The 11,314-nt window shown below is 63.8% G+C and carries 9 protein-coding genes; 6 read left to right on the forward strand and 3 right to left on the reverse strand.

Annotated features, from left to right (window positions below; translation table 11 throughout):
* The 4 genes from BMI01S_RS34520 to BMI01S_RS34535 form a co-directional block, all read left to right on the forward strand.
* Window positions 1–314 (forward strand): 2Fe-2S iron-sulfur cluster-binding protein (locus tag BMI01S_RS34520; protein WP_042292369.1); only part of this gene is annotated, 314 nt, incomplete at its 5' end.
* Window positions 315–474: 160 nt separating this feature from the next.
* Window positions 475–1,296, forward strand: coding sequence for a DUF1835 domain-containing protein (locus tag BMI01S_RS34525; RefSeq protein ID WP_042292371.1), 822 nt, complete (start codon window positions 475–477; stop codon window positions 1,294–1,296).
* Window positions 1,297–1,301: 5 nt separating this feature from the next.
* The gene (locus tag BMI01S_RS34530) at window positions 1,302–1,904 is read left to right on the forward strand and encodes a TetR/AcrR family transcriptional regulator (protein WP_028232818.1); all 603 of its coding nucleotides are present in this window, start codon (window positions 1,302–1,304) and stop codon (window positions 1,902–1,904) included.
* A gap of 241 nt (window positions 1,905–2,145) precedes the next feature.
* Entirely contained in the window at window positions 2,146–2,811 is a 666-nt protein-coding gene (locus BMI01S_RS34535; RefSeq protein ID WP_028232819.1) for a GNAT family N-acetyltransferase, read from the forward strand.
* Window positions 2,812–2,898: 87 nt separating this feature from the next.
* On the opposite strand, the gene BMI01S_RS34540 is transcribed toward BMI01S_RS34535, so the two are convergent.
* Window positions 2,899–3,393: an Lrp/AsnC family transcriptional regulator gene (locus BMI01S_RS34540; protein ID WP_028215301.1), complete on the reverse strand. Its 495-nt coding sequence runs from the start codon at window positions 3,391–3,393 to the stop codon at window positions 2,899–2,901.
* 136 nt (window positions 3,394–3,529) lie between these two features.
* Between BMI01S_RS34540 and hppD the strand changes: the two genes are divergently transcribed.
* Window positions 3,530–4,627 (forward strand): 4-hydroxyphenylpyruvate dioxygenase, encoded by a 1,098-nt coding sequence (hppD, locus tag BMI01S_RS34545; protein ID WP_028215302.1) that lies wholly within the window; start codon window positions 3,530–3,532, stop codon window positions 4,625–4,627.
* 141 nt (window positions 4,628–4,768) lie between these two features.
* Here the strand turns inward: hppD and BMI01S_RS34550 are convergent, their stop codons facing one another.
* Window positions 4,769–4,957 carry a hypothetical protein gene (locus BMI01S_RS34550; protein WP_028232820.1) on the reverse strand — a complete coding sequence of 63 codons (189 nt, stop codon included), beginning with the start codon at window positions 4,955–4,957 and terminating at the stop codon, window positions 4,769–4,771.
* 387 nt (window positions 4,958–5,344) lie between these two features.
* Here BMI01S_RS34550 and BMI01S_RS34555 point away from each other — a divergent pair, with 387 nt between their 5' ends.
* On the forward strand, window positions 5,345–8,941 hold the full coding sequence (locus tag BMI01S_RS34555) for an indolepyruvate ferredoxin oxidoreductase family protein (protein WP_028232821.1): 3,597 nt from the start codon (window positions 5,345–5,347) through the stop codon (window positions 8,939–8,941).
* 93 nt (window positions 8,942–9,034) lie between these two features.
* Here BMI01S_RS34555 and BMI01S_RS34560 read toward each other — a convergent pair.
* The coding region (locus BMI01S_RS34560) for an NADP-dependent malic enzyme (RefSeq protein ID WP_052408473.1) at window positions 9,035–11,314 on the reverse strand (2,280 nt) is incomplete at its 5' end.

Here is an 11,314-nt window from a genome sequence, read left to right on the forward strand (position 1 = left end):
TGCCGCCGGTCGAAATCACGGAGAACACGCCGGCTGCAGACCTCGAAATCGTCATCGACGGCAAGAAGCGCAAGATGCGCCTGCCGTACGAAGGCGTGAGCCTGCTCGATGTCGGCCTGAAGGCGGGCCTCGCGCTGCCTTACGCCTGCAAGGGCGGCGTGTGCTGCACCTGCCGCGCGAAGGTGCTCGAAGGCGAGGTGAAGATGGACAAGAACTACACGCTCGAAGAGCAGGAAGTGAAAGACGGCTTCGTGCTGACTTGCCAGTGCCATCCCGTGAGCGAGCGTGTGGTCGTGAGCTTCGACGAGCGTTAAGGCGTTAGCGCAACAGCCCGCTTTCGGCCTGCAGGCGATCCGCTTACACTAGGGGCCGCCCGCCGGTGTTGCAGCGCAGCGCTGCACACCGGTGGGTGGCCCTTTGTCTTTGCGCGCTTTCGGGCGTCCTGGCGTTCGTCGTGAACGCAACGGGTTGTCGATGACCACAATTCACCTCATTTATGGCGAGCCTGGCGCGGCGGCGCTGCGCCGGGCGCTCCAGACGGCCGATCGCCAGGACCGCGTGATCGCCCTGCGCGACGACCTGACGGTAGGCCCGCTGCGCGATATCGACGAAGCGGGCGACCCAGGTGGGGCACAACGCGCCGCCTTCTGGGAAGGCCTGGTTGGCGCAACGGCCGCGCTTGCGCACGACGACTGCGCGGTGCTGACAGCGCTCGAGGGCGACGACGCCCACCTGGTGATCTGGCACACGCACGACGCCGCGCACCAGCTCGCGCTGCGGCGTGTCTGCTATCGCTTGCGCGCCGTCCCGCAGCGCTTGAACGAAGTGCGCCTCACCGCCGAACCCATTGCAGGCGCGAACCTCTCGGCCCGCCGCCTTTCGGCGCTGCTGCTCGACGCCGCACCGATCTCGGTACTGCGCATCACGCGCCTCGCGCTCGAGTGGCAGGGAGCCAAGTTCGCCAATGGCGAAATGCGCCGCTGGCGCGACAATACATTTTCAAGCGGCACGTGGACCGATCTCGACGCACTGATACTCGACGTGCTCGACGCCCACGAGCCGCGGCAGTCCGAAACCTCGTGGCTCGACAGCGACGCGCTCGGCGCGGCGCTCACGGGCGCCGGTTTCACGGTCGACGAGCCGGTTGTCCTGTGGCGCCTGCGCGAACTGTTCGCGGCCGAAGCACTGCGCCTGCGCGACGACGTGTGCGCCGCCAGCGCTCCCCTCGCGGCAGCCGCGCGCGCTGCGCGGCCGCCTCTCCCGAAAACCGCCACGCACCTTTCCTTCCCTCGCTGAATCCCATGGCACGCACCCGAGCGCCCGACCACGAAACTCAACGCGACCAGATCCTCGAACTCGCCGCCACCAAATTCGCGCAAACGAGCTACCCAAGCACGTCGATGGCCGACCTCGCGGCCGCGAGCGGCACCTCGAAGGCGCGGCTTTACCATTACTACGAAAGCAAGGAAGCGATCCTCTTCGATCTGCTCGACCGCTACACGAAGCGGCTGATGCTGATCATCGCGGAGGTGGAAGGGGCGAGCCAGCGGCGCGGCCTCGACGAACGCGAGAGCTTCGCGGAGCTGATCCGCGCTTTCCTGGCGGAATACGAAACCTCGCACAGCCGCCACGTGGCGCTTCTGAACGACGTCAAATACCTGGTGGACGCCCAGCGCGAGATCGTCCTGAACCGCCAGCGCGACGTGGTCGCCGCCTTTACACGCCAGCTGGCACGCGCCTACCCGGGTCGCGTGACGAGCGAAAACCAGACCGCGCTGACGATGATGGTCTTCGGCATGATCAACTGGACGTTTACCTGGCTCAAGCCAGGCGGCCGCATGGGCTATCGCGACTTTGCCGAACAGGTGATCGACGTGGTCGATCACGGCCTGAAGGGCGCCTGAGCGGGAGAAATTTCCGGGCTGGACTGCTGCGGTGCGACATGATGTATCGCGACAACAGTTGACCGGTCAAACTATTCGATCAGAATACTTCTTAAAAATCAAAGAGTTACACTTATAAATTTGTTAATTAGGTGCAACACTCAAATTTACACTCCGGGTTTTCCCTAGAGTGCACCCAGGGTTTCCGCTAGAATGCGTTCTGCACTGCATCATGCCGTACGCATTTTAAGGAGAACCCATCATGACCCTGCTTTCGACCCAAGCCAGCGAGCCGATCCTGGCGTCCGTTCGCTCGATGACGTCCGGTCATGCGCCCGTCATGGTGCGAGTACTCACTTCCGCAGACCGCGAACGCCTGCTCGCGCACTTCCTCGCACTGGAAAGCGACGACCGCCTGCTGCGCTTTGGCCAGGCCGCTCCGGACCACGTCATCGAAAAGTACGTGCGCTCGATGGACTTCACGCGCGACACCGTGTTCGGCGTGTTCGACCACCAGCTGCAACTGGTCGGCGTCGGCCATCTGGCGTACCTGCCGGCGGACGGTAACGGCCGCACCGCTGAATTCGGCGTGTCCGTGCTGGAAAGCGCGCGAGGTCAGGGCATCGGCTCGAAGCTGTTCGAGCGCGCCGCCATCCGCAGCCGCAATACGCATGTCACCACGCTCTACATGCATTGCCTGTCGCGCAACTCGACGATGATGCACATCGCGAAAAAGTCGGGCATGAAGATCGAGTACGCCTACGGCGAAGCCGACGCGTACCTTTCGCTCGAGCCGGCCGACCAGAGCAGCATCATCGCCGAAATGCTTCAGGAGCAAGCCGCCGTGTTCGACTACGCGCTCAAGCGTCAGGCGCGCCAGGCCAGCAAGTTCATCGAGACGATCCTGCCTCAAGCGGTCGCAGCGTGACTCCTGCCCCTCGGGACTGACTGATGCATTGGAAAAGGCGGCTTCGGCCGCTTTTTTTTGCGTCTCTCGCGGCACGCAGTCACCGAATCAGCGAATCGGCAACGCCGTCGTTTCCTTGAACGTGTCGAGCGAAAAGCTGGATTTCACGTCGATCACCGACGGATGGTGCAGCAACTGGCTCTGCACGAAGCGCGAGAAATGCGCCATATCCTCGACCTGCACGCGCAGCAGGAAGTCCATATCGCCAGTCATGGCGTGGCAGGCCACCACTTCCGGCCAGGTCTGCACGGCCGCGCGGAACAGTTCGGCGTGCGTCACGCCCTCGCGCCCCGCCGCCGTGGGCCCGCGCTTTTCGAGCCGCACGTTCACGTACGCGAGCAGGTCGAGCCCCAGCTTCTGGGCATCGAGCAGCGCCACGTAGGCGCGAATCACGCCGCTCTCCTCCAGGCGCCGGATGCGCCGCAAACACGGGCTCGGCGAGAGATTCACACGCTCCGCGATCTCCTGGTTGGAGAGGCGGCCATTCTCCTGAAGGATTGCCAGAATACGCCTGTCGATCGCATCCAATTCGATGCTTGCCATTTTCTGCCCTCCCATGATTCCTTAAAGGCAGTTTATAGCGCAAACCGACGACAGCGCGACCCAACTCGCAAGTTTTCTCCCAATACGGCGGTCTACACTCTGCTACACGAAATCTGATCTACGTCAGGAGACAACCATGCTGGTCCCCACCTGGGAGAACCCCGTCGGCACCGACGGCTTCGAGTTCATCGAATACACCGCGCCGGACCCCAAGGCGCTCGGCAAGCTGTTCGAACGCATGGGCTTCACGGCCATTGCGCGTCATCGCCATAAGGACGTCACGCTCTATCGCCAGGGCGAGATCAACTTCATCGTCAACGGCGAACCCGATTCGTTCGCGCAGCGCTTTGCGCGTCTGCACGGCCCGTCGATCTGCGCGATCGCGTTCCGCGTGCAGGACGCCGCCAAGGCCTACAAGCACGCGCTCGAGCTGGGCGCATGGGGCTTCGACAACAAGACGGGCCCGATGGAGCTGAATATCCCCGCCATCAAGGGCATTGGCGATTCGCTGATTTATTTCGTCGATCGCTGGCGCGGCAAGAACGGCGCCGCGCCGGGCAGCATCGGCGACATCAGCATCTATGACGTCGACTTCGAGCCGATTGCGGGGGCCGACCAGCACCCGGTCGGGCACGGCCTCACCTACATCGATCACCTCACGCACAACGTCCACCGCGGCCGCATGAACGAGTGGGCGGAGTTCTACGAACGCCTCTTCAACTTCCGCGAAATCCGCTACTTCGACATCGAAGGCAAGGTGACGGGCGTGAAGTCCAAGGCGATGACCTCGCCCTGCGGCAAGATCCGCATTCCGATCAACGAGGAAGGCGGCGAGACCGCGGGCCAGATCCAGGAATACCTCGACGCCTATCATGGCGAGGGCATCCAGCACATCGCGCTCGGCACGAACGACATCTACCGCACCGTGGATGGACTGCGCGCCAAAGAGATCGCCCTGCTCGACACCATCGACACCTACTACGAGCTCGTGGACCGCCGCATCCCGAACCACGGCGAGCCGCTCGACGAACTGAAGAAGCGCAAGATCCTGATCGACGGCATGCCCGAAGACCTGCTGCTGCAGATCTTCACGGAGAACCAGATCGGCCCGATCTTCTTCGAGATCATCCAGCGCAAGGGCAACCAGGGCTTCGGCGAAGGCAACTTCAAGGCGTTGTTCGAATCGATCGAGCTCGACCAGATCCGCCGTGGTGTGGTGCAGGACAAGGCCTGATCCGCATCGACCGCTAAGCCCGCTAAAGGCAAATAAAAAGGGCGAAGACCACGCGATCTTCGCCCTTTTTTCTTCTGAACCCTTCGCCGCACACCCCGGCGCCGGGCGGGTGAACGGAATGCTGCGCGGATCAGCGCGGCATCAGGATTTGCGCCCGGCTTTCGCGGCCGGCATGACGTTCGTCCCCGCCTTGGCGCTCAGCGTGTACTCGGCGCAGCGGGTCGTTGCGTTCGCACCGCTCTTCGTGCTGGCGTTCGAATGCAGCGGCGTGCTGATGGCAAAGAATGCAGCCGAGACCGTCAGGAAGGTCTGGATATGTCGATGATTCATGCTGTACTCCTTTTTTCAGACTGCCTGTTGCGACAGCGCCCTTTCAAATACCGCTAACGACAAGGGGCGCTGAGCGGCTCGCACAGGTGAAGGAGTTAGACAGGATATTCAAGACCGGTTCCTCGCCTGTGCACTTTTTACACGTTGTTACTCGTCGGAAGAAATCCGATACATCCTTTGTTACATCGGATTTCGCCAAGTTTCGTGACGCCTGGACACCGGCCCGGAAAGTGCAGTGAGTTCCGGGTGTCAAGGCGGCGGGTTTATCCGAGTGCTACTATCGAAAAAAAGAAGCCAATATGGCGACCCCGGCCAACGCATTCACAAGATGCCGAGGCCCTGAATTTCTGGCGATCCCACAACGGATTGGTTGGAGGAAGACACATAATGAATGCCCCGCTAGACGCAGGTCAGCGCGCTTCGCTCGAAGCCGCACTCGCTTCCGTCACGCTCGACGATAAATACACCCTCGAACGCGGCCGCGCGTACATGAGCGGCATCCAGGCGCTGGTCCGCCTGCCGATGCTGCAGCAGGAACGCGACAAGGCCGCCGGTCTCAATACCGCGGGGTTCATCTCGGGATATCGTGGCTCGCCGCTCGGCGGTCTCGATCAGTCCCTCTGGAAGGCGAAGCAGCATCTCGCCGCGCATCAAATCGTGTTTCAGCCCGGCGTCAACGAAGACCTCGCCGCGACCGCCGTCTGGGGCTCGCAGCAGGTGAACCTGTACCCGGCCGCGAAATACGACGGCGTGTTTTCGATGTGGTACGGCAAGGGCCCCGGCGTCGACCGCAGCGGCGACGTCTTCAAGCACGGCAATTCGGCGGGCTCCTCGCCGCACGGCGGCGTGCTCGTGCTCGCCGGCGACGATCATGCGGCCAAGTCTTCCACGCTCGCGCACCAGTCGGAGCACATCTTCAAGGCCTGCGGCCTGCCGGTGCTGTTTCCGTCGAACGTGCAGGAATATCTCGACTTCGGCCTGCACGGCTGGGCCATGAGCCGCTACTCCGGCCTCTGGGTCGCGATGAAGTGCGTGACCGACGTGGTCGAATCGTCGGCTTCCGTGGAGATCGATCCGCATCGCACCAGCATCATCCTGCCCGAAGACTTCGCGATGCCCGAAGGCGGCCTCAACATCCGCTGGCCGGATCCGCCGCTCGTGCAGGAAGCGCGTCTGCTCGACTACAAGTGGTATGCGGGCCTCGCCTATGTGCGCGCGAACAAGCTCGACCGCGTCGAGATCGATTCGCCGCATGCGCGCTTTGGCATCATCACGGGCGGCAAGGCGTATCTCGACGTACGCCAGGCGCTCACCGATCTCGGCCTCGACGACGAAACCTGCTCGCGCATCGGCATCCGGCTCTACAAGGTGGGCTGCGTGTGGCCGCTCGAGGCGCAGGGCGCGCACGCGTTCGCGCGCGGGCTCCAGGAAATTCTCGTGGTCGAGGAGAAGCGTCAGATCCTCGAATACGCGATCAAGGAAGAGCTGTACAACTGGCCCGACGCGCAGCGTCCGCGCGTGTTCGGCAAGTTCGACGAGAAGGATGGCGCCGGCGGCGAATGGTCGGTGCCGATGGGCAACTGGCTCCTGCCCGCGCACTACGAGCTCTCGCCCGCGATCATCGCCAGGGCCATTTCCACGCGGCTCGACAAGTTCGAGCTGCCCTCCGACGTGCGTGCGCGCATCGCCGCACGCATGGCCGTGATCGAGGCCAAGGAAAAGGCGCTCGCAAAGCCGCGCGTGCAGGTCGAGCGCAAGCCGTGGTTCTGCTCCGGCTGCCCGCACAACACGTCGACCAACGTGCCCGAGGGCTCGCGCGCCATGGCCGGCATCGGCTGCCACTACATGACCGTGTGGATGGACCGCAACACGAGCACCTTCAGCCAGATGGGCGGCGAAGGCGTGGCGTGGGTGGGCCAGGCGCCGTTCACGAACGACAAGCACGTGTTCGCCAACCTGGGCGACGGCACCTACTTCCACTCGGGCCTGCTCGCCATACGCGCGGCGATCGCCTCCAAGGCGAACATCACGTACAAGATTCTCTACAACGACGCCGTGGCGATGACGGGCGGCCAGCCCGTCGACGGCACGCTCACCGTGCCGCAGATCACGCATCAGGTCGCAGCCGAAGGCGCGGCGAAGATCGTGATCGTCACCGACGAACCCGGGAAGTACGAGGGTGTGACAACGCTCGCGCCGGGCGTGACGATCCATCACCGCGACCAGCTCGATGCGATCCAGCGCGAGCTGCGCGAGATTCCCGGCACGACGATCCTGATCTACGACCAGACCTGCGCGACCGAAAAACGCCGCCGCCGCAAGCGCGGCACGTATCCGGACCCGGCGAAGCGCGTCGTCATCAACGAGGCCGTGTGCGAAGGTTGTGGCGATTGCTCGGTGCAATCGAATTGCCTGAGCGTCGAGCCGCTCGATACGGAATACGGCACGAAGCGCCAGATCAACCAGTCCACCTGCAACAAGGACTACTCGTGCCTGAAGGGCTTTTGCCCGAGCTTCGTGACGGTCGAAGGCGGCCAGCTGCGCAAGCCAAAGACCAGCAGCGTGGCGAACGAGGCGATGCCGGCCGTGCCGACGCCTGACGTGCCCGCGATCGATCGCCCCTATGGCGTGCTCGTCACGGGCGTGGGCGGTACCGGCGTGGTGACGATCGGCGCACTGCTCGGCATGGCCGCGCACCTCGAGGCCAAGGGCGTGACCGTGCTCGACGTGACCGGCCTCGCGCAAAAGGGCGGCGCGGTGATGAGCCACGTGCAGATCGCCAACCGCCCCGATGACATTCACGCTACGCGTATCGCCATGGGCGAGGCGAAGCTCGTGATCGGCTGCGACGCCATCGTGACCGCCGGCGACGACTGCGTCTCGCGCATGCAGGAAGGCATGACGCACGTGGTGCTCAATAGCGCGCACACGCCGACCGCCGAGTTCATCAAGAACCCGCAGTGGCAGTTCCCGGGCTCCAGCACCGAAGCCGACGTGCGTGCGGCGGCGGGCACGGACAACGTTGCGACCGTCGATGCGAACCGCTACGCGCTAGCGCTGCTCGGCGATGCGATCTACACGAACCCCTTCGTGCTCGGCTACGCGTGGCAAAAGGGCTGGCTGCCGCTCATGCACGAGTCGCTCGTGCGCGCGATCGAACTCAACGCGGTGCAGGTCGAGAAGAACCTTGCGGCGTTCGAGTGGGGCCGGCGCGTGGCGCATGACCGCGCGGCCGTGGATCAGCTCGTGAAAAAGCCGGTTCTGGATCAGAACACGGACGCTGCCGGTGCGAAGATCGTTTCCCTGCACACGCCCAAGGCGCTCGACACGCTCATCGAAAAACGCGCGGAGTATCTCGCCGCGTACCAGAACGAGGCGTATGCGCGCCATTATCGCGCCTTCGTCGAAAGCGTGCGGCAGGCGGAAACGAAACTCGAACACGTGGATGGCCGGTCCCCGCTCACTGAAGCCGTGGCGAAGAACCTGCACAAGCTGATGGCGTACAAGGACGAATACGAAGTCGCGCGCCTTTACGCGGACCCGGCGTTCATCGAGAAGATCAAGGCGAGCTTCGAAGGCGACTGGAAGGTCAACTTCCATCTCGCGCCGCCCGCGTTCGCGAAGCACGACGACAAGGGCCATCTCGTGAAGAAACAGTACGGCCCGCGCATGCTCACGGCCATGCGTCTGCTCGCGAAACTCAGGTTCCTGCGCGGCACGGCGCTCGATCCGTTCGGCCGCACGGAAGAACGCCGTCATGAGCGTGCGCTCATTGGCGAATACGAGACGCTGATGCGCGAGGTGATGGGTGGGCTGAGCGAGGCTAATTTGCCGTTGGCACTGGAACTCGCGAACCTCCCCGATGCGATTCGCGGCTATGGCCACATCAAGGAGAACAACCTCAAGGCAACGCGCGCGAAGTGGGCGACGCTGCTCGCGAAATGGCGCTCGCCGGAAAACGGCGCAGCGCGGCACGCAGCTTGATGCCGGCTTGACGCTGTTGAAGCTGTAAATACGAAGGGCGCTCCATGCAACATGGAGCGCCCTTTTCACATCAGGCGATCAGCGAAAGCTCGTTTACTTCGCCGCTGCCTTCGAGACCTCCGCGTTCGCCGAAGCCACCGCCGTCATGTTGATGATGCGTCGCACCGTCGCCGCAGGCGTGAGGATGTGCACCGGCTTCGACGCGCCCAGCAGGAACGGGCCGACCGTCACGCCTTCGCCGCCGATCACCTTCAGCAGGTTGTAGGCGATGTTGGCCGCTTCCACGTTCGGCATGATGAGCAGGTTCGCCTCGCCCGTGAGCGTCGTGCCCGGGAACGACTGCTTGCGGATCAGCTCGGAGAGCGCCGCGTCGCCGTGCATTTCGCCGTCCACTTCGAGCTGCGGAGCACGCGCGGCGATCAGCTCGCGCGCGGCCTGCATGCGCTGCGACGTCGACGAACGCACGCTGCCGAAGTTCGACGAAGAAAGCAGCGCGACCTTCGGCGTGATGCCGAACTTTTCGATCTCGCGCGCGGCCAGGATCGTCATGTCGGCGAGCTGCTCGGCGCTCGGCACTTCGTTCACGTAGGTGTCGCTGATGAAGATGTTGCGCCCCGGCAGCATCAGCAGGTTCATCGCCGCGTAGTTTTCGGCTTCGCTGGCCTTGCCGAACACCTGGTCGACGAACTTGAGGTGATAGTCGAAGCTGTTGAGCAGACCGCAGATCATGCCGTCGGCGTCGCCCAGATGCACGAGGATCGCGCCGATCAGCGTGTTGAACTTGCGCACCGAAGCCTTCGCCACTTCAGGCGTAACGCCCTGTCGCGCGCCGAGTTCGTGGTACGCCTGCCAGCTTTTCTGGAAGCGCGGATCGTCTTCGGGATCGACGATCTCGAAGTCGGTGCCGGGACGCAGCTTCGAGCCCATCTTCTTCAGGCGCATTTCCACGACCGACGGGCGGCCCACGATGATGGGCCTGGCGATCTTCTCGTTGAGCACGAACTGCGCGGCGCGCAGCACGCGCTCGTCCTCGCCCTCGGCGAACACGATGCGCGCGCACTTCGCCTTCGCCGCCGCGAACACCGGACGCATCACCATGCCCGAGCGGTAGACCGTCGCGCCAAGCTGCTCGCGGTAGGCTTCCATATCCTGGATCGGACGCGTGGCAACGCCCGAATCCATCGCGGCCTGCGCCACGGCCGGTGCGATCTTGATGATGAGGCGCGGATCGAACGGCTTCGGAATCAGGTACTCCGGGCCGAATTCGAGCGTGTGGCCTTCATAGGCCTTCGCCACTTCGTCGCCCTGGTCGGTTTCCTCGGCCAGTTCCGCGATCGCGCGCACGCATGCGAGCTTCATCTCTTCCGTGATGGTCGTCGCGCCCACGTCCAGCGCGCCACGGAAGATGAACGGGAAGCACAGCACGTTGTTGACCTGGTTCGGATAATCCGAACGGCCCGTGGCGATGATCGCGTCCGGGCGCACCTTCTTCGCTTCTTCGGGGCGGATTTCCGGGCTCGGGGTTGCGAGTGCGAGGATCAACGGCCTGTCGCCCATCTCCTTGACCATCTCGGGCTTGAGCACGCCTGCGCTCGAGCAGCCGAGGAACACGTCGGCGGCCTTGATCGCGTCGCCGAGCGTGCGCGCATCGGTGTTGGCGGCATAGCGCGCCTTCGACGGATCGAGATTGCCGCGGCCTTCGTAGATCACGCCCTTCGAGTCGGCAACGAGGATGTTCTCCTTCTTGAGACCCAGCTTCACGAGCAGGTCGAGACACGCGATCGCCGCCGCGCCCGCGCCCGAACACACGAGCTTCACGCTGCCGAGATCCTTGCCCACGACCTTCAGGCCGTTGAGGATCGCAGCCGACGCGATGATCGCCGTGCCGTGCTGGTCGTCGTGGAAGACCGGGATCTTCATGCGCTCGCGCAGCTTCTGCTCGATATAGAAGCACTCGGGCGCCTTGATGTCCTCGAGGTTGATGCCGCCGAGCGTCGGCTCGAGCATGGCGATGGCGTCGACGAGCTTGTCCGGGTCCAGTTCGTCGAGCTCGATGTCGAACACGTCGATGCCGGCGAACTTCTTGAACAGGCAGCCCTTGCCTTCCATCACCGGCTTGGCCGCGAGCGGGCCGATATTGCCGAGGCCGAGCACGGCCGTGCCATTCGTCACGACGCCGACGAGGTTGGCGCGCGAGGTGTATTTCTGCGCATCGAGCGGGTCTGCGTGGATCGCCTCGCAAGCGGCTGCAACGCCGGGCGAGTAGGCAAGCGAAAGATCGACCTGGTTCGAGAGCGGTTTGGTCGGCGTGACCGAGATCTTGCCGGGCTTCGGATTCTGGTGATACGCGAGCGCGCTTTGCTTCAGTTGTTC

Source organism: Paraburkholderia mimosarum LMG 23256 = NBRC 106338, from assembly GCF_000739815.1.
GTDB lineage: Bacteria > Pseudomonadota > Gammaproteobacteria > Burkholderiales > Burkholderiaceae > Paraburkholderia > Paraburkholderia mimosarum.